Here is an 18,675-nt window from a genome sequence, read left to right on the forward strand (position 1 = left end):
AGGGTGAGACATTTCCTCCATGACTGTTTCACCGGGTTCCGGGGTCCACGACCGCACCGCACCGCTCGGCAGCTCCCCGTGGGATTCCCTGCACCACGAACACGACTACACCGTCGACGAGATCACCGGCCGCATCCCCGACGGGCTGCGCGGCACCCTCTACCGCATCGGACCGGGACGCCTCGACGTCGCCGGCCACCCGGTCGAGCACATCTTCGACGGCGACGGCATGATCTCGCGCCTGCACATCGGCGACGACGAGATCCGCTTCCGCAACCGCTACGTGCGCACCCGCAGCTACCGGCGCAGCAACCGCACCGCGGAGATGCCCCGCGGATTCGGCACCCCCCGCCGCGGCGGGCCGCTCGCCAACGCCCTGCGCTTCCCGGCGAACATGGCCAACACCAACGCGATCCGGCACGGCGACCGCCTCTACGCGCTGTGGGAGGGCGGCAAACCGCATGCCCTCGACCCGGCCACCCTCGACACCCTCGGCATCGAGGACTTCGGCGGCCGCCTCAAACGGCTCGGCGCCTTCTCCGCGCACCCCAAGATCGATCCGCGCACCGGGGACCTCTACAACTTCGGCCTCGACTTCTACCCGCGGCCGCTGATCCGCTGCTACCGCCGCACCCCGCGCGGCGCGTTCACCGAGATCGCCGCGTTCCCCATCCCGAAACCGGCGTTCGTGCACGACTTCGCGCTCACCGCACGCCACCTGGTGTTCGTCGTCGATCCGCTGATCGTGGCCCGCCCGGTGTCGATGCTGCTCGGGCTGCGCCCGATGGACCACGCCCTGACGTTCGCGCCGGAGAAGGGCACCACCGTGGTGCTGGTGCCGCGCGACGGCGGCCGGCCCGTGCAGATCGAACAGGACGCGCTGTTCCACTTCCACGTCACCAACGCCTACGAGGACGACGACACCACCACGGTCGTCGACCTGGTCGCCCACGATCCCACGCAAAGCTGGGAACACTGGAACGGGCACCTGCGCGACTACCGCGGCAACGCCGGACCCGCCTTCGGCGGCATCCTCACCCGCCTGCGCATCGACCGGCGCGGCCGCCGCATCACCCGCGAGGTCCTCGGCGACCGCGGCTGCGAATTCCCGCAGCTCGACCCGCGGCGCACCACCACCGCGCACCGCCACACCTACCTGGCCGAGGCCTCGGTCCGCGGCGGCGACCCCGATTCCGTCGCCACCGTCGAACACACCACCGGCACCATCCGGCGCTTCGTCGGCGACCCCGGCGACACGGTGTGCGAGCCGCTGTTCGCGCCCGCCTCGGACACCGAGGGCGACGGGTGGCTGCTCACCGTCCAGCACAGCGCCGCCGAGCGCCGGTCCCGGGTGCTGATCCTGCCCGCCGAGCGTCCCGACGCCGGCCCGGTCGCGACCCTCGGGTTGCGCCACCACGTGCCGATGCCCTTCCACGGCACCTTCACACCGCGCTGACCGTGCCGGGTTCGCGGACCGCCGCCGCGGGTAGCCGCATCACACGGACGAGCGTGTGCGCGGCGGATCCGCGCGGCGGGAACGAACGGAGACGGGCGTGAAGATCGGATACAAACTGTTCGCCGAGGCGTATTCACCGACCGAGCTGGTGCGCCAGGCGGTGCGCGCCGAGGAGGCCGGCTTCGACTTCGTCGAGATCAGCGACCACTACCACCCGTGGCTGCACGACCAGAACCATTCGGGCTTCGCCTGGTCGATCCTCGGCTCGATCGCCGCGAAGACCTCCACCCTCGGGTTGGCCACCGGCGTGACCTGCCCGTTCCTGCGCTACCACCCGGCGATCATCGCGCAGGCCGCGGCCACCACGGCGCTGCTGTCCGACGGCCGGTTCGTGCTGGGCCTGGGCAGCGGCGAAAACCTCAACGAACACGTGGTGGCGCGCGGCTGGCCGGCCGCCGCGACCCGGACGCAGATGCTCCGCGAATCGATCGAAGTGATCCGGTTGTTGTGGAGCGGCGGCTACCACAGTTACGACGGCCGCCACATCCGGCTCGAGGACGCGCGGGTGTTCGACCTGCCCGACGAGCTGCCGCCGATCGTGGTCGCCGGGTCGGGCGGTCCGGCGGTGACGACCGCCGCCGAACTCGGCGACGGCCTGTTCGCGACGGAAGCCGACCCCGAGCTGATCGCCGCGTACCGGCAGGCCGGGGGCACCGGGCCGCGCTACGGCGAGGTGTCCCTGGCGTGGGCGCCGACGGAGGAGGCGGCGCTGGCGTCGGCGCACAGGCTGTTCCGGTTCTCGGCGGCCGGGTGGAAGGTGCAGGCCGAGTTGCCGAATCCGGTGAACTTCGAGGCGGCCGCCTCGACGGTCCGTGAGTCGGACCTCGCCGACAGCTTCGGGTACGGCCCCGACCCCGACCGTCACCTGGAGACGATCCGCGGCTACGCGGACGCCGGGTTCGACCACCTGGCGCTGGTGAACGCCGGGCCGGACGTCGACGGGTTCTTCCGGTTCTACGCGGACGAGCTGCGACCGGCCCTCGCCACGTCCTGAGCCGGTCACCGGCCGACCTGCCGGGCAGCGCGCCTCTAGATATGAACCACACACATGAACTTACATGTGGTTTATGAATTGGAATTATGTGACGGTGGCCTCTTCACTGGAGGCATGACCACCAGCCCCCCGCGCTCCGACCTCGACCTGTTCGCCGACGAGATCCTCACCGACCCCTATCCCACCTTCGCCGAACTGCGGGAACTCGGCCCGGTGGTGTACCTGCCCGCCCACGACCTCTACGCCCTGACCCGCTACGACGTCATCCGCGGCGCCCTCGCCGACACCGCGACGTTCTCCTCCCGCAGCATCGCCTTCAACCCGGCCGCAAACGAGGCCCTCCAGGGCACCTCCCTGGCATCAGACCCACCGATCCACACCGAACTGCGCGCCACCCTCACCGAGAACCTCTCGCCGCGGGCCCTGCGCGGCCTCAAGTCCACCATCGAGACCAAGGCCGACGCGCTCGTCGCCGACCTGGTGGAAAAGGGCTCGTTCGAAGCCATCGACGCCCTCGCCCGCGCCTTCCCGCTCGAGATCGTCGCCGACCTCATCGGCTTCACCGGCGAGGTCCGCGCCAACATGCTCCGCTGGGGCCAGGCCGCCATGGAGGTCCTCGGCCCCATGAACCAGCGCACCGCCGAGAACTTCCCCATCGCCGGTGAGCTGTACGCGTGGTGCTCGCAGGTGCAGGCCGAGGATCTGACCCCCGGCTCGGTCGGCCGCGGCATCTTCGACGCCGAGGCGCGCGGCGCCGTCCCCGCCGGCAGCGCCGGGCACATCATCCACCAGTATCTCGGCGCCGGGGTGGACACCACCATCGCCTCGATCGGCAACCTGATCGCCCTGTTCGCGGCGTTCCCCGACCAGTTCGACCTCGTGCGCGCCGACCCGACGCTGGTGCCGGCCGCGTTCGCGGAGGTGCTGCGCTACTGGGCGCCGCTGCACGCCTGGGGCCGCGCGGTCACCCGCGACGTCGAGATCGACGGCTACCTGATCCCGGCCGGGGCGCAGGCGGCGGTGCTGCTCGGCGCCGGCAACCGCGACCCGCGCCACTACGACGAGCCGGACACCTTCCGGGTCGAACGCAACCCGGTCGACCACCTGTCCTTCGGGTACGGCCCGCACGGCTGCGCCGGGCAGGGACTGGCCCGGCTCGAGGCGCACGCGGTCATCGCCGCCCTGGCCAAGCACGCCCGCCGCCTGGTCGCCGCCGACCCGATCCGGCTGCCCAGCAACACCACCCGCTCCATCGACGCACTCGAGATCCTGGAGGTTGTCCCGTCATGAAGATCACCCTCGACCGCCCCCGCTGCGAAGGCCACGGACTGTGCGAGGAGGCCGCACCCGAGCTGATGCACCTCGACGACGACGGTGAGCTGATCCTCGACGTCGAGGATCTCGACGACGGCGACCCGCGGGCCGCCACCGCCGGTGCCGCCGTGCGCGTGTGCCCCGTCGCCGCCCTCAAACTCGCATGAGTGCCGCACAGACCCCGGGGATGCACCGGATCGTCGTGGTCGGCAACGGCATCGCCGGGCAGACCGCCTGCGACAGCCTGCGCACCGCCGGGTTCTACGGGGAGCTCACCGTCGTCGGTGACGAACCGGTGCCCGCCTACTCGCGGCCGGCGCTGTCGAAGGCGCTGCTCACCGACGGCGGCTCGCACGAGCTCGCCGCCCCCGCGCACGGCGCCACCGAGCTGCTCGGCGTCGCCGCGGTGGGCCTGGACGTCGCCGCCCGGACGGTGCGGCTCGACGACGGGCGCGACCTGCCCTTCGACGGGCTCGTGATCGCCACCGGCACCCGGGCCCGCCGGCTCGGCCGGGACGCGCTGGTGCTGCGCACCCTCGACGACGCGCTGCTGCTGCGCGACCGGCTCGCGGAGCGTCCGTCGGTGGCGGTCGTCGGCGCCGGCCCGCTCGGCATGGAGGTCGCGTCCGCGGCCGTGCAGGCCGGCTGCGAGGTCACCGTCGTCGCCGACACCGCACCGATGCGCCCGCAGTTCGGTGGGTACCTGTCCGAGGTGTTCACCACCGCCGCGACCGCCGCCGGCGTGAAGATCGTCTACGGCACCGCCGCCGGCGTCGACGCCGGCGCGGTGACCCTCGACGACGGCACCCGCGTCACCGCGGAACTGGTGGTCGCCGCGATCGGGGACATCCCCAACGTCGAGTGGCTGCAGGACTCCGGGCTGCTCACCGACGGCCGCCTGGTCGCCGACGCCCGCGGCCGGGTCGCGCCGGGCATCGTCGCCGCCGGGGACGTCGCGCACCTGCCGGTCCGCGGGATCGTGCGCCGGATCCCGTTGTGGAACAGCGCGATCGATCAGGCCCGGGTCGCCGCGGTCGCTCTGCTGCGCGGGGACGACGCCCCCGAGTTCGATGCCGACCCGTACTTCTGGACCGAACAGTTCGGGCTGCATCTCAAGGCGATCGGGCATCTGCCGGTGGACGGGGACCCGACCTTCCTCGCCGGCGAGGATCCGCACGGGCCGGCGCTGCTGCACTGGCGGCATCCGGACGGCGCCGGGGTGGCGGTGGCGATCAACCACCGCATCCCGATTCCGCGGTTGCGGCGCGCCGCGGCCACCGGACAGCTCCCCGGCACGGTCCCGACGTCCGGCTAGATTCATGTGGGTGAATCCACCCCCGGAGCACCCCGCCGATCCCGACCTCGCGCGGCTGGCCGCGATCAACCTCAACCTGCTGGTCCCGCTGCTGGCGGTGCTCGAGGAACGCTCGGTCACCCGCGCCGCCGCGCGGGTCGGGATGACGCAACCGGCGATGAGCCACGCCCTGGGACGGATGCGCCGGTTGATCGGCGACGAGCTGGTGGTGCGGCAGGGGAGTGGGCTGGCGCTCACCCCCCGCGCTCTCGAGCTGATCGCGCCGCTGCGGGAGATGCTGCGGCAGACCGCGCGGGTGGTGAACTTCCCCCGCTTCGACCCGGCCCGGGACACCCGCACCATCACCCTGGCGATGACCAACAGCACCGCCTTCGTGGTCGGCCCGGAACTGACCCGGCTGATCGCGCAGCGCGCCCCGCACGCGACGGTGCGGCTGCGTACCTTCGTCGAGCCGCAGCCGGCCGATTTCACCGACGACGGCGTGGACGTGGTACTGGTGTCGGAGGCGTTCTCCGCGCCCTATCCGCGCGAGCGGCTCTACGAGAACCGGTGGGTGGTCGTCGCCCATCCCGACACCGCCCCGGACGCCTCGGCGCTCGAGCTGCTGGAGTCGGTGCCGCACACCACCTACGACGCGCGGCACCGCATCACGCCCTACGCGGCGCTGGACGCGGCCGGGGTGCCCTACGGGATCGGCCGGCTGGTCTCCGATTTCCTGCTGGTGCCGCACCTGGTGGGACGCGCCGGTGGGGTCGCGATCCACACCTACCGGGTCGCGATGCAGATGCGCCGCCAGATGCCGCTGCGCATCGAGGAATTCCCGCTGCCGGTGCCGCCCCTGGGCATCGACATGGTGTGGAATCCGCGCCTGGCCGACACCGAGTTCATCGCCTGGTTGCGCGAGATCCTGGTCACCGCCACCGATTTCGACGCCGGGCGCTGACGTGCGCTGACGCGCCGGTGTGTACTTGTGGCGCCTGGGACCGCCACAAGTACACACCGGCGGCGCAGCCGCCCGCTCAGTCCTCGGCGCCGAGCAGATAGCACCACGAGTCGGTCAGTTCCTCGAGGCAGATCTCGCGCGGGGTGCGCCAGCCGATGGAGAAGTAGCGCCGGGACATGTGTTCGAGCTGCCCGAAGGCGAGCACGCACCGGATCCGCCGGCGGTCCGGGTCCAGCCGGACGGCCTGGTTCAACCCTTCGGTCATGTCGGTGACCGCGTCCTCGAACCACTGCTCGGTCTTCGCGGCCACGACCGGGTCGTGCGCCGCCTGATAGGAGGCCGTCATGTAGGGCTTGATCTCGTCCCACTGGGTCAGTTTGCGGTCGAGCCACTGGCGGATCAGCGCGCGCGAACCGGACGCGACCACCGCGGTCAGCGACGGGTCGTCGGCCGCGGTGAGGATCGAGTCGACCTTGGTCAGCAGCGCGCTCATCACGTCGGCCTTCGACGAGAAGTGCAGGTAGAAGGTGGTGCGGGTGGAGCCCGCGGCGGTGGCGATGTCGTCGATGGTGGTGGCGGCGTAGCCCTTGGTGCCGAACAGTTCGAGCGCCTTGGTGAGGAAGAGCTCGTAGGTCATCTGCTTCTGCGCGGCACGGAGTGACATGAACAGGAATCCTAGCGGCGCACCCGCCTTACCGACGGGTACAGTGACGATTCGATTCGCAAAGTCATTTGACAGTGTGTAATCCGAATCCGTACTGTGACTCGCACCACGGACGTCTCCGTGCGACGTCGACGAAAGGAAGTGCCGATGACCGGCCCCGCGACCGCGACCCCCACCGTCCACACCGTTCTCGGCCCGGTTCCCGCCGACGAACTCGGTATCGTCGCCGTCCACGAGGCCCTGCTCTCGGTGCTGCCCGGCGCCCAGCACGCCTACGACATCGACTTCGACCGCGCCGAAATCTTCACCACGCTGCTCGGCAAGCTCCGCGAGTTCCGCGCCGCGGGCGGCGGCACCCTCGTCGACGCCACCGGCATGTTCCACGGCCGCGACGTGCCCCTCTACGAAAACCTCTCCCGCGCTTCCGGAGTGCACATCGTCGCCTCCACCGGCCTCGGCCCGGAGAACCTGCTCGGCGGCTACTTCCTCACCCCGCAGACCAACCCGCCCACCCCGTGGCCCGCGGAGAAGTTCGCCGACCTGTTCACCAAGGAGATCACCGAGGGCATGGTCGTGCCCCGCGTCGAGCGCCGCGGCCCCGCCGGCCTGGTCGCCACCGCCGCCAACCCGGACGGCATGACCGCCACCGAGGAGAGCCTGTTCCGCGGCGCCGCCCGCGCCGGCCGCGACACCGGCGTCGCCGTGTCGCTGCGCTACGGCAAGGACGCCGTCGCCGACCTCGACATCGCCCTCGACGAGAACCTGGCCGCCGACCGGATCGTCGTCGGCGGACTGGACCGCCGCGACGCCGTCACCGCCGGGATCCCCGCCGAGATCGCCCGCCGCGGCGCCTACCTCGCCCTCGACCACGTCGGCACCGAGGACGACGAGCACATCTCCGACACCGAACGCGCCGCCCTCGTCCGCGACCTCGTCGACGCCGGGCTCGGCCACCGGATCCTGTTGTCGTCCAACGCCACCGGCGTCGCGAAGGGACACCCCGCCCGGGACATCCCCTTCGGCCACGTGCTGACCGGCTTCGTGCCGCAGCTGACCGCGGCCGGCGTCGCCGACGACACCGTGCAGCGCATCCTCACCGCCAACCCGCAGCAACTGCTGGGCGTGCGCTGACCCGCGCGAGCGCCGACCACCCACCACCGAAGTCTTCGTCCCGAAGGGGAATTGTTGTGTCGAGAGTGAACACCGTCCTGGGTCCGATCGCGCCCGAGGAACTGGGCATCGTCGCCATCCACGAGCACATCGGGTACGGCATGCCCGGCTCCGAACTGGACACCCGCTGGTGGAAGACCCCCGAGGTCCGCTACGAGGAAACCGTCCCGAAGCTGCGCAAGTTCCACGAATACGGCGGCGGCACCTTCGTCGACGTCACCGGCATCTGCAACGGCCGCGACATCGACTACTACAAGTCACTGTCCGCCAAGACCGGCGTGCACATCGTCGCCTGCACCGGCTTCGTCGGCGGCGACACCGCCCTGCCGTTCTTCGAACGCGCCGACGTCGACTACCTGACCCGCCAGTTCGTGCACGAGATCACCGTCGGCATCGGCGACACCGGCAGCCGCGCCGGCGTCATCAAGGTCGGGGTCAGCCGCGGCGGCAAGATGACCGACCTCGACAAGCGCATCTACCGCGCCGCCGCCCGCGCCGCCCTCGAGACCGGCGTCCCGATCCTCACCCACCTCGCGATCGACGCCGAGAACGCCATCGCCATCTTCACCGAGGAAGGCCTGCCCCTGCACCGCGTGCTGTTCGGGCACGCCGACGACGGCGTCAACTCCGAGAAGACCCGCGACACCTGGATCGCCCAGCAGGGCGGCCGCGTCGGATTCGACACCTTCGGCTACGAAACCGAACTCGAGGACCCGCCGTTCTGGGCCCGCCCCCGCCAACAGCGCCTCGACCACTTCCTCCGCTTCCTGGGCGCCGGCCACCTCGATCAGGCCCTCGCCGGCGTCGACGCCAACTGCAGCCCACTCGGCTGGCCCGGCGTCAAGGGACACACCGTGAACTACCTGTTCGAAGACCTCATCCCGGACCTGCGCGAAGCCGGCCTCGACGACGCCACCATCACCAAGCTGTTCGTCGAGAACCCCGCCGACTTCCTCACCATCCAGGCCTGACCCCACACCTCCGGCGCATCGCCGCGCCCACCCAGAGAGAGACCCTCATGCAGTCCTCCGACCTGAAGAACCTCACCATCGCGATCGTCGGCGCAGGCTACGCCGGCGCCGCCGCCGCCAAGGCCCTGAGCCTGCTCGGCGCCGACGTCACCGTCTACGAACAGGCCACCGAGATCCGCGAGGTCGGCGCCGGCATCGGCCTGCGCCCGTCCAGCATGGAACGCTTCCGCGAGTGGGGGATCTTCGACGCCATCGCGAACGTCAGCTCCCCGAGTGACTACTTCGAGATCCTCACCGCCACCGACGATCCGATCATGAAGGACACCTGGCCCGCCCACGGCGACCAGAAGAACACCCACCTGATCCACCGCGGCGACTTCATCGACGCCCTCGTCGGTGTGCTGCCCGAGGGCATGGTCAAACTCGGCCACAAGCTCGAGACCATCACCGACCGCGGCGACAAGGCCGCCCTCACCTTCACCAACGGCACCACCGTCGAAGCCGACCTCGTCGTCGGCGCCGACGGCATCAAGTCCGTCGTCCGCCGGCAGCTGTTCAGCGAGCAGGAACCGGTGTTCTCCGGCGAACGCGCCTATCGCGCCGTCATCGACATCGCCGACGCACACGGCATGGTCACCGACGACAACCTGCGCATGTACATCGGCAAGGGCACCAAGGTGTACCTGCTGCCGCTGCGCCACCGCAACCAGGTCTCCTTCGACATCACCGCCCTGTGCCCCGACAGCAACTGGGCACCGCAGGTCAGCAAGGACGACATGCTCGCCACCGTCGACGGCTTCGACGAGCGCATCGTCGCGATCACCGCCGGCCTCGACATGGACAAGGTCAACGTCCGCGGCGTCTACGACATCGACCCCGTCGACACCTGGCACTCCGACTCCGTCGTCCTCGTCGGCGACGCCGCCCACTCCATGCTCCACCACCAGGGCCAGGGCGCGAACTCGGCGATCCTCGACGCCGGTGTCCTCGCCGACGCCCTCCGCGACGCCGACTCCGTCAAGGAGGCGCTCGCCCGGTACCAGGCCGAACGCAAGCCCGTCACCGACGAGCTGCAGCGCATCTCCCGGCAGGGCTGGACCGAGGACGAGGTCAGCGACGTCTTCCCGGGCCAGAAGCCGGCCTCCCAGCAGCCCGTCACCGAGGCACAGGCCTGACCCATGACGCTGCACCCCGAGATCGCGAAGATCCTCGCGACCCTGCCCGCCCCACCGCCCGGCCCCCTCGACCCGGCCGCCCTGCGCGCCGGTGAGGAAGCCCATGTGCCACCGCTCGCCGAGCGCCTGCCCCTGCACGCCGTCGAGGACACCACCGCCGACGGAGTGCCCGTCCGCATCTACACCCCCGATGCGGCCGACACCCACGGCATCGTCGTGTACTTCCACGGCGGCGCGTTCTTCCTCGGCAGCCTCGACACCCACGACCACGTCGCCCGCCACCTCGCGAAGGCCACCGGCTGCACGGTCGTGTCCGTCGGCTACCGCCGCGCCCCCGAAGCGGCGTTCCCCGCCGGCCTGGACGACTGCCTCACCATCGTCCGCTGGGTCGCCGACCACGGCGACGACCTGCACTGGAACGGCGACACCCTCGCCCTCGCCGGGGACTCCTCCGGCGGCACCTTCGTCGCCGCCGTCGCGGCCGCCGCCCACGACCAGGGCTTCGACCGCATCACCCACCAGATCCTGTACTACCCGTCGCTGGATCTGGACTTCGACGTCGACCGCTACCCATCCCTGCGCGAGAACGCCGAAGGCTACGGAGTCGAAACCGCCGGGCTGCCCGCCTTCAACTCCTTCTACTTCGCCAGCGGCGCCGACCCCGCCGACCCGCGCGTCTCACCGATCAAGCGCACCGACCTGACCGGGCTCCCGGCCGCGCTGATCGTCACCGCCGAATACGACCCGATGCGCGACGAAGGCGAACTCTACGGCGCGCGTCTCGCCGACGCCGGTGTGCCCGTGACGGTCCGCCGGTACGCGGGCGCCAACCACGGCTTCGTCCAGAACTTCGCGTGGATCCCCGAATTCGCGCAGGTCTTCGACGAGACCGCGGACTTCCTGCGGCAGGGCAAGTGACATGGCCGAGGTAAAGATCCACCCGATCGTGTCGCCGTGGGGCCGGTTCGGTCTCTACACGTTCTTCATCGACGCCGAACAGCCCGCGATCGTCGACACCGGCATCGCGTCGTCCCCGGCCGAGGGCATGGCCCCCGCGCTCGCGGCGCTCGGCCGCCGCATCGAGGACGTGCGCTGGATCCTGCTCACCCACGGCCACATCGACCACATCGGGGGAGCGCACGCCCTGTGGGAGGCGACCGGCCGCAAAGCCCAGGTCGTCATCCACGAGGCCGACGCCCACCTGCTGCGCTCGCGGCAGGCGCACGTCGACGAATACCTCGGGGCCCGCGGCAGATACCTGAAGGACCCGGACGGGGACGCCAAGGTGACCGCGGCCGCGCAGGCCGTCATCTCCGGCGAGATGGAACCGACGATGCTCGTGCGCGGCGGCGAAACCCTCTCGCTCGGCGGCGACGTCACCGTCTCGGTGCACTCGATCCCCGGGCACACCGCCGGATCCGTCGCGTACGTCGTCGACGGACAGAACGACGTGTTCGTCGGCGACGCCGTGCAGGTCCACGGCGCCGCCAACGGATTCCCCGGCTACGAGGACCCCGAGGCCTACCGGGCCAGCCTGCAGTACCTGCGCGACGAGATCGACCCGCAGCACCTGTACCTGGGACACCCCTACCGACGCGCCGACGGAGTCGCCTACGGCGTCGAACTCGACCGCACCCAGGCGGCCGAGGCGCTGCGCGAAAGCCTCGAGATCGAAGGGGGAGTGCGCGGCGCCGCGCACCGCTGCCTCTGCGGCGGCCTGCTCGAAACCGAGTCGGCGTACTCGCCGTTCGCCCCCGTCGCCGACGAACTCGGCTACCGGGGCGATCCCACCCTCGAACCGTCCCCGTTCTTCACGACGCTGCACGGCTACCGCACCCAGTACACCCAGAAGTCCTGACACAGAAGAGGAATCGCAGACCCATGGCCGAGCTCCAGGAATTCGACGCGGGCGGACAGACCATCCGTATCCGCAAGAACCTGCGGATCCCGATGCGCGACGGCGTCGAACTGGCCGCGGACACCTACGAGGGCGTCGACGACAAGCCCCGCCCCGCCCTCGTCGCCCTCAGCCCCTACGGCAAGGAACTACAGGCCCTCGCCCTGACGACACCGCCGCAACGCCGGCCCAGCCCCATGTGGGACGGCTGCATCGAAGCCGGCGACATCGCCCGCGTCGTGTCCGAGGGCTACGTCCACGTCATCGGCGACCTCCGCGGATCCGGAGCCTCCGACGGCGAGCACATCGGCAACTACAACGCCGGGGGCGTCCCGCTCGGCCAGGACGCCTACGACTTCATCGAATGGGTCGCCGCCCAGCCCTGGTGCGACGGCAACGTCGGCATGATCGGCATCTCCTACTTCGGGTCGATGCAGGTCCTCGCCGCCGCGGAACGCCCACCGCACCTGAAGGCGATCTTCGTCTCCGGCGGCCACTACGACTTCTACGAGACCACCTACCACGGCGGCATCATGTGGTTCATGCCGCGCGCCGCCCGCGAGGGCCGCGGCGGCGACTCCGGCTGGGCGTTCACCGACAACGTCAAGTCCCGCATGCTCGAGACCTACACGCCGGAGGAGATCGCCAAGCGCGTCGCCGAACGCCTCGCCGACCCCGACGTCGCCGCCTGGCCGAACCTCGTGCACGTGCTGAACTACCCCAAGCACCACGAGGCGTGGTTCGACATCATCACCAACGAACTCGACGGTGACTGGTACGAGGAACGCAACCCCGTCAACCTCGCCCGCAACATCGACATCCCCGTCTACCTGCAGATCGATCAGGGCCGCGGCTGGACGATGGACGGCACCATCGAACTGTTCCACGCCCTGCAGGGACCGAAGAAGCTCGACATCGGCCCCTACCCGCCCATGCAGTCCCGGCCCTTCATCGAAGAGCACGACAAGATGTTCCGCTGGTACGACTACTGGATCAAGGGCATCGACAACGGCATCATGGACGAACCCGCCGTGAACGTCTTCGTCGAAGGCTCCCGGCAGCGCGTCACCGCCGACCAGTGGCCGCCCAAGGACGTCGACTACCGGTCGCTGTACCTGCGCCCGCGCCGCAAGCTGTCCACCGAACCCGAACCGATGGGCGCGCAGTACGCCGCCCCCGACGGCTTCTACCAGGCGCCGCTCACCGTCACCGACAAGGTCGAGATCCTCGAGTGGGAGACCCCCGTCTTCGAGGAGCCCACCGAGATGATCGGCACCGGCGCCGCACACATCTTCGCCGAGATCGACCAGCCGGACACCAATTTCATCCTCCGCATGTGGGACTACGCCCCCAACGGCAAGCGGCAGCTGATCACCACCGGCTACCTCAAGGCCTCCCACCGCGAACTCGACGAGCGCACCACCGAAGGCAACCCCTTCCACCCGCACACCCGCGCCGTACCGGTCGAACCCGGCACCATCGAGGAATACGTGCTGCGGCTCTACCCGTTCGCCAACACCTTCATGCCGGGCCACAAGCTCGTCGTGGAACTGTCCAACAACGAACCGCTCGCCGACGAACACAACGCGCTGCTCCCGCCGGACGCCTTCCACCTGCCCGTCGGCCGCCCGGTCACGCACAAGATCTACCGCGACGCCGCACACCCCTCGCGGCTGGTGCTGCCGTTCACCACGCGCAGCGCCGAGGACTGAGCCGCAGGATCCGGCTCATCCCAACTCGGTGAGCTCCGCCGGCGCCCACCCGGGCCAGCGGAGAACACCCACGGGAACCCCGGCGGCGAACCTGGCCACCACCGCCGGGGTCCCCGAGGCGGTGTCGTACACCGTCGCCTGATCCGCGCGCCGGATCGCCTCGACCACCAGCGGCCACAACCGCCGATACCGGGACCGGATCTTGTCCTCCGGCACCGAATGCCCACCCGCTTCCACCCGATACGCCACACGCCGCACCGACATCGCCTCGGGCACCAGCATCACGTGCACCACCACGGTGAACCCCGCGGCCTGGGCCCGCTCGATCAGCTCGAGCTTCGACGGATGCGAGAACACCGTCTCGGCGATGAACGAGCGGCCCTGCTCGAGCAGCCGATCCCGTGCGGCGGCCGCCAGCTGCGCGGCCTCGTACGACATCTCCTCGGCCCGATCCGGCCACTTCTGCCGCGCGATCACATCCGCGTTGACGAACACGCTGCGCGGCAGCAGGGGAGCGAGGGTCAACTCGACGAACGTCGATTTACCGGCACCGTTCGGGCCGATGATCAGATCCAGACGCCTCATTCGGCGTCGAGCACCCGCGTCGTGCCGTCGGGACGCTGCTCGACGAGTCGGCCCTCGTCGTCGAGCACGACCGTGGTGACGCCGCGCGCGGCGAGAGCGCCGGCGTAGTCGGCGTGCGCGAGGCTGTCGGCGATGCGGGCGTCGATCTCCGCGTTGAACAATCGTCCTTCGGCGACGGTGAGATCGGTGGTCGGCCGGTTCCCGGCGAGGGCCTCCTGCACGCGGCGCAGGGCCGCGGTCTCGTGGGCGGTCATGGCCCGGCCGATGCGCGCCCAGTACTCGAGTTGCTGGCGTCCGGTGCGGTTCTGGCGGCCACCTTCGGCGATGGCGCTGTCGACGAGTTCGGCGTCGAAGCGGGTGACCTTGTCGGTGTAGGGCGCCATCACGAACCTCCTGGTCCGACGCAACGCATCGGGTGTGTGTAGCAGTCTGCTACCGATCGTAGCGCAGTGCAACAACGCACGCACCCCCGATCCGGGCAGGGTCACCGGACCGGGGGTGCGGAGGTGCGTCAGCGCTTCAGCGGGCTGTAGAACACCAGGCCGTTGCCCTTGTTGTCGTACACCACGGCCCGACGCTCGTGTGCGTCGTCGTACGGGCCCTTCACGATGCCGCCGCCGGCCTCCTCGATCGCCTTCGCCGCGGCGTCCACGTCGGCGGTCTTGATGCCGACGACCACCTGCCCGTGGATCGGATGATCGACCGCGGTCGCGAGCGCCAGGGTCACCCCGCCGCCGTCGAGAGCGGCGAAATGCGTGCCGTCGCGGAACTTGAGTGCCATCCCCAGGGTTTCGCTGTAGAACTTGATCGACTCGTCGAGGTCGTCGGTCGACAGCACGATCATCTTCACTTCGTGGTCACTCACGGAAAGAGCCCTCCTTTGTTGAAAGTGCGCCCAGCGTAACGTCGTTCGGCCGCAGCTGAGCAGAGTCCAACGACCGTGTCTCGGGCGACCTCCGGCCATCCACGCGGCTGGCGTCCGGCTCGCCGTTCGGTCACCATCGACAGGTGGACCGCGCCGCCCGACTCGCCATCGCCGTGGACCGGCAGCACGGCCGGTGCCTGTGGTGCGGACGCCCCTTCGGCCGGCTGATCCGGCCGACCACCGAACACCTCGTGCCGCGCCTCAAGGGCGGTCCCAGCACCGTCGCCAACGAGGCCGCGGCCTGTTCGCGCTGCAACGCCGACCGCGGTCACACCGGCCCGGTCGACTGGCTCGACCGATGCCGGCGCCGCGACGGCTGGACCCCCGACGAGGACCTGCTCACGCGACTGCTCGAGGAACTCGCGGTCGAACTGGCCGGCGAGGGCGGGCACCGCCGCGCACGGCAGTACCTGTCCGGCCAGTTGCGGCGTCTCCGCCGAGCGTCGTGACGCATCTTTACGTCACGGTGACGTTTTGAGCCGGTGTGGTTGGAGGGCCGAAGCAGGGGAGTCGGGTCACCACCCGCGGTCCGGCACCGGTTTCCGCCGGTTTCGCTCGCCGAAGTGCATCCCCGCCAGGACGGCCACGGGGACGGCCACCGCCACCGCGGCCGCCGCGGGCGAGTAGGCGTCGCGCGCGTCCAGCAGGGTCCACGCCACGTTGTAGGAGGCGTGCCCGAGCACGGCAATTATCGGCGCACCGTTGCCGGCGACCGTCATCTGCACGAGCAGGATCCGGAAGACCACCGTGAAGCCGAGTTGACCGAGCAACATTCCCGGCGCGTACCCGGCCTGCAGATACGGAATCAGGTGCCACAGCGCCCAGACGACGCCGATCACGGTGCCCGCATACAGGACGCCGTGACGACGCAACAGCGCCGGCATCAGCACCCCGGTCCAGCCGAGCTCCTCGCACACCGCGGCCACGAGGTACGCACCGGCCACCAGCGGCAGCGACGACGGGATCCCGTCGAGTCCGCCGCCGGCGATCATCAGCGACGACACCCTCGTCGCCGCGGCCGGAACCACGAGCGCGAACCCCACCCAGAAGGCACGCGGCCTCGTGAGCATGCGCCGCCAGGCCGCTCGGGGTCCGCCGCCGGCCGCCAGGGCCGCGACGGCCGGGCACACGAACATCAGGGCACTGACCGGCAGCTGCGCACCCGCCACGACCAGGTCGCCGCCGGTTAGTGCGCCCCACATATAGAACGGGACGGTCGTGAGCGCGAGGACCACCCAGAACCGCGCGAGCCGGGGTTCCACCACCGAACCTCCCAGTTCTGCGTCGTCACCGTCGCGCCGATGATATCGACGGCGACGGATCTGTTCCGGCATCCCGGCACACCCACCACAAACCGTCACTGTGACGAATTCATGGGTTCGCGGGGCTGCAGGGAGGGGACGAGGCGGCAGGGTCGGCCGAACCCGCCGAGAGCCGGGAAGACCGGATCCGACGCGAACCTGGCAGATCCGGGATGCGGGCCGGATGGACGGGTCGCGGCGCGCGGGCGGTGGCGGACGCCGAGAACCGAGCGAAGCGCGCACACCCGACGAGGGTGCGCGATGCGCAGCGACAGTTGGCGGCGAACGACAGAGGCGGACGGTGTCGCGACACACGAACACGGCGCGGCGGCGACACCCGGCAGAGTCAGTGAAATCCCAGGTCGAAGCGCATATCCAAATTGCCGATAATCAACATTATGTCAAGTAGTTGAGATCCGGGCCTTCCCGACCGATCGCGTGGTGGTGGTCCCGGGGTGAAATCCTCGGGTGCGCGTACACCCTACTGGCGGTCGGCCCCACACGCCCGGGCACCCGAGGCGCCCCAACCAGCCCCGGTTCGGGCTCGACCTAGCCCCGGCTCGCGACCGCCCGGACCGGGCTTCCGACGACTCGACCGCGGTTTGCGTACCGCCGGCGCACACCGCGGACATGCGCCGGCACCTTCGCGCCACGGCGTCGCAACGACAGCACATCCAGATTTCGCGGTCGTTGTACGCACAGCGCTACAGCCGAACAGACACACTCCGAGGTCACCCGCCCCCACTCGGGTCGCCGACCGCATCCACCTCGACGATGGATAAATCTCAATGATGGATAATCACCGTTATCCATCAAATATCTTGCGGCACTTCCCTTTTCGTCCGCACGCTTTCGCGCAGATCGTTTGCGAATAGCAACGGACCGCCGCCCCTCCGCCGCGCAGCACCCAACCTCCCCGCCAGGTGCACAGCCGACGAATCGAGCCTGCCGCATCGCGTCCCGTCCCGCTCCGGCACCCACCCCACCGGACGCCTCGGTGCTGCACCACCTCTCCCCGACTGCGCTCCACCCTCCACCCCAATCGTCACAGTGACATAAACGAGGGGTCACTCCCCTTCGCGCTCCGGCACCTCGGTCAGCCGGAACACCGGATGCAGCCCGGCTTCCTTCTCGAATTCCGCGGCAGGCGCGCCCGGATCCGCCCGGAAGTAGTCGCGCGTGGCGGACGCGACCGCCACATACCGTTTCAGCACCGGTGCCGCCTCGCGTGCGGAGACTTCCTCGACCGTGTAGCTCCGGGCGGTGCACCGGCGGGTCAGGCGCACCACCCCGGCCGCGCGCGCGTTGTGCACCCAGGGCACGGCGCCGTACGGGGCAACGAGCCATCGGTGCCCGTCGTGTTCGACCACGGTGACCGGGTTCGATCGCGGCCGGCCGGTGCGCCTGCCGCGGGTGGTGAGCAGGTACGAGTGCGGGATCAGGCCCAGGCGGACGAGTGCACTCGTGACGGTGTTCTCGAGGCGGTGCGCGCGACCGCGCCGGTAGCGACGAACGGGTCGCTCGGGTGGGATGTCGGCGTTCACGGAACCTCCCGGGCTGCGGATGTTCTGCCGTGGTCCAGAATCTCCGACAAGTCGGTACTGTGCACCGCAGATGCTCGACGTGCTTCCCCCGAATCCGAGGACGGTGCCGATGACCGCGTCCGTGTGGCTCACGCCCGGGCAGTTGTCCGAGCGTTCCGGCGTGTCCGTCTCGGCGTTGCACTACTACGAGTCGCGCGGCCTGATCACCAGCCGCCGCACGTCCGGAAATCAGCGGCGGTACCGGCGCGACACCCTGCGCCGGGTGGCGTTCATCCGCGTCGCGCAGGGTGTCGGGGTGTCGCTCGACGAGATCCGGGACGCGCTCGACTCGCTGCCGGACAGCCGGGTGCCCACCGCCGCGGACTGGGCGCGGTTGTCGCAGCGCTGGCACGACCGGCTCACCGAACGCATCGAGGAACTGACCGAGCTGCGCGACAGCTTTTCCGGCTGCATCGGTTGCGGCTGCCTGAGCCTGAGCAGCTGTCCGCTGGCGAACCCGGGCGATGTGCTCGCCCAGCAGGGTCCGGGTCCGCGCCGCCTGCACCTGCACGACCGCTGATCCCCCGGTGTGCCGTTGTTGGGGGTGCCCCCGCCCCCAAAGCCCCCCCGCCGGGGAGGCCCCCCCGGGTAATAAAGGCAGATCGACCCA

At 70.3% G+C, this 18,675-nt stretch carries 20 protein-coding genes; 14 read left to right on the top strand and 6 right to left on the bottom strand.

What is annotated here, in order from left to right:
• Window positions 1–19: 19 nt before the first annotated feature.
• From ACWDTS_RS21790 to ACWDTS_RS21815, 6 genes are all read left to right on the top strand, one after another.
• Window positions 20–1,456 (top strand): carotenoid oxygenase family protein, encoded by a 1,437-nt coding sequence (locus tag ACWDTS_RS21790; protein WP_450119017.1) that lies wholly within the window; start codon window positions 20–22, stop codon window positions 1,454–1,456.
• Between the two features lie 97 nt (window positions 1,457–1,553).
• Entirely contained in the window at window positions 1,554–2,510 is a 957-nt protein-coding gene (locus ACWDTS_RS21795; RefSeq protein ID WP_450108553.1) for a TIGR03557 family F420-dependent LLM class oxidoreductase, read from the top strand.
• A 114-nt stretch (window positions 2,511–2,624) separates the two neighbouring features.
• On the top strand, window positions 2,625–3,800 hold the full coding sequence (locus ACWDTS_RS21800) for a cytochrome P450 (protein WP_450108554.1): 1,176 nt from the start codon (window positions 2,625–2,627) through the stop codon (window positions 3,798–3,800).
• Window positions 3,797–3,991: a ferredoxin gene (locus ACWDTS_RS21805; RefSeq protein ID WP_450108555.1), complete on the top strand. Its 195-nt coding sequence runs from the start codon at window positions 3,797–3,799 to the stop codon at window positions 3,989–3,991. Before ACWDTS_RS21800 ends, ACWDTS_RS21805 begins: the two co-directional genes overlap by 4 nt.
• Window positions 3,988–5,139, top strand: a complete 1,152-nt coding sequence (locus ACWDTS_RS21810; protein WP_450119018.1) for an NAD(P)/FAD-dependent oxidoreductase — start codon at window positions 3,988–3,990, stop codon at window positions 5,137–5,139. The genes ACWDTS_RS21805 and ACWDTS_RS21810 overlap by 4 nt, the downstream gene beginning before the upstream one ends.
• A gap of 4 nt (window positions 5,140–5,143) precedes the next feature.
• Window positions 5,144–6,082, top strand: a complete 939-nt coding sequence (locus ACWDTS_RS21815; protein WP_450108557.1) for a LysR family transcriptional regulator — start codon at window positions 5,144–5,146, stop codon at window positions 6,080–6,082.
• 76 nt (window positions 6,083–6,158) lie between these two features.
• Here the strand turns inward: ACWDTS_RS21815 and ACWDTS_RS21820 are convergent, their stop codons facing one another.
• Window positions 6,159–6,746, bottom strand: a complete 588-nt coding sequence (locus ACWDTS_RS21820; protein WP_450108558.1) for a TetR/AcrR family transcriptional regulator — start codon at window positions 6,744–6,746, stop codon at window positions 6,159–6,161.
• 147 nt (window positions 6,747–6,893) lie between these two features.
• Here ACWDTS_RS21820 and ACWDTS_RS21825 point away from each other — a divergent pair, with 147 nt between their 5' ends.
• From ACWDTS_RS21825 to ACWDTS_RS21850, 6 genes are read left to right on the top strand one after another with little or no spacing between them, the layout of a single operon-like run.
• Window positions 6,894–7,877, top strand: a complete 984-nt coding sequence (locus ACWDTS_RS21825) for a phosphotriesterase family protein (RefSeq protein WP_450108559.1) — start codon at window positions 6,894–6,896, stop codon at window positions 7,875–7,877.
• A gap of 56 nt (window positions 7,878–7,933) precedes the next feature.
• Complete coding sequence (locus ACWDTS_RS21830) at window positions 7,934–8,887, top strand: phosphotriesterase family protein (RefSeq protein WP_450108560.1); 954 nt, start codon at window positions 7,934–7,936, stop codon at window positions 8,885–8,887.
• 47 nt (window positions 8,888–8,934) lie between these two features.
• Window positions 8,935–10,062: an FAD-dependent oxidoreductase gene (locus tag ACWDTS_RS21835; protein WP_450108561.1), complete on the top strand. Its 1,128-nt coding sequence runs from the start codon at window positions 8,935–8,937 to the stop codon at window positions 10,060–10,062.
• A gap of 3 nt (window positions 10,063–10,065) precedes the next feature.
• Window positions 10,066–10,980, top strand: a complete 915-nt coding sequence (locus tag ACWDTS_RS21840) for an alpha/beta hydrolase (RefSeq protein WP_450108562.1) — start codon at window positions 10,066–10,068, stop codon at window positions 10,978–10,980.
• 1 nt (window position 10,981) lies between these two features.
• On the top strand, window positions 10,982–11,920 hold the full coding sequence (locus ACWDTS_RS21845) for an MBL fold metallo-hydrolase (RefSeq protein ID WP_450108563.1): 939 nt from the start codon (window positions 10,982–10,984) through the stop codon (window positions 11,918–11,920).
• Window positions 11,921–11,943: 23 nt separating this feature from the next.
• Window positions 11,944–13,671, top strand: a complete 1,728-nt coding sequence (locus ACWDTS_RS21850; protein ID WP_450108564.1) for a CocE/NonD family hydrolase — start codon at window positions 11,944–11,946, stop codon at window positions 13,669–13,671.
• Window positions 13,672–13,686: 15 nt separating this feature from the next.
• On the opposite strand, the gene ACWDTS_RS21855 is transcribed toward ACWDTS_RS21850, so the two are convergent.
• The 3 genes from ACWDTS_RS21855 to ACWDTS_RS21865 all read right to left on the bottom strand — a co-directional run bounded on the left by ACWDTS_RS21855 (window position 13,687) and on the right by ACWDTS_RS21865 (window position 15,121).
• A complete protein-coding gene (locus tag ACWDTS_RS21855) occupies window positions 13,687–14,256 on the bottom strand; it encodes a zeta toxin family protein (RefSeq protein WP_248676619.1) in 570 nt (189 codons plus the stop codon).
• Window positions 14,253–14,639: a TA system antitoxin ParD family protein gene (locus ACWDTS_RS21860; protein WP_450108566.1), complete on the bottom strand. Its 387-nt coding sequence runs from the start codon at window positions 14,637–14,639 to the stop codon at window positions 14,253–14,255. The genes ACWDTS_RS21855 and ACWDTS_RS21860 overlap by 4 nt, the downstream gene beginning before the upstream one ends.
• 128 nt (window positions 14,640–14,767) lie before the next feature.
• Window positions 14,768–15,121, bottom strand: a complete 354-nt coding sequence (locus ACWDTS_RS21865; RefSeq protein WP_248676617.1) for a VOC family protein — start codon at window positions 15,119–15,121, stop codon at window positions 14,768–14,770.
• A 143-nt stretch (window positions 15,122–15,264) separates the two neighbouring features.
• Between ACWDTS_RS21865 and ACWDTS_RS21870 the strand changes: the two genes are divergently transcribed.
• On the top strand, window positions 15,265–15,630 hold the full coding sequence (locus tag ACWDTS_RS21870) for an HNH endonuclease (protein ID WP_450119019.1): 366 nt from the start codon (window positions 15,265–15,267) through the stop codon (window positions 15,628–15,630).
• A gap of 66 nt (window positions 15,631–15,696) precedes the next feature.
• Here ACWDTS_RS21870 and ACWDTS_RS21875 read toward each other — a convergent pair whose 3' ends face one another.
• Together ACWDTS_RS21875 and ACWDTS_RS21880 are read right to left on the bottom strand one after the other, a co-directional pair.
• Entirely contained in the window at window positions 15,697–16,446 is a 750-nt protein-coding gene (locus tag ACWDTS_RS21875) for a CPBP family intramembrane glutamic endopeptidase (protein WP_450119020.1), read from the bottom strand.
• 1,103 nt (window positions 16,447–17,549) lie between these two features.
• Window positions 17,550–18,026: a nitroreductase family deazaflavin-dependent oxidoreductase gene (locus tag ACWDTS_RS21880; RefSeq protein WP_450108569.1), complete on the bottom strand. Its 477-nt coding sequence runs from the start codon at window positions 18,024–18,026 to the stop codon at window positions 17,550–17,552.
• 109 nt (window positions 18,027–18,135) lie between these two features.
• Between ACWDTS_RS21880 and soxR the strand changes: the two genes are divergently transcribed.
• Window positions 18,136–18,585 carry a redox-sensitive transcriptional activator SoxR gene (soxR, locus tag ACWDTS_RS21885; RefSeq protein ID WP_197252623.1) on the top strand — a complete coding sequence of 150 codons (450 nt, stop codon included), beginning with the start codon at window positions 18,136–18,138 and terminating at the stop codon, window positions 18,583–18,585.
• Window positions 18,586–18,675: the final 90 nt, after the last annotated feature.

Source organism: Rhodococcus sp. NPDC003383 (assembly GCF_053589115.1).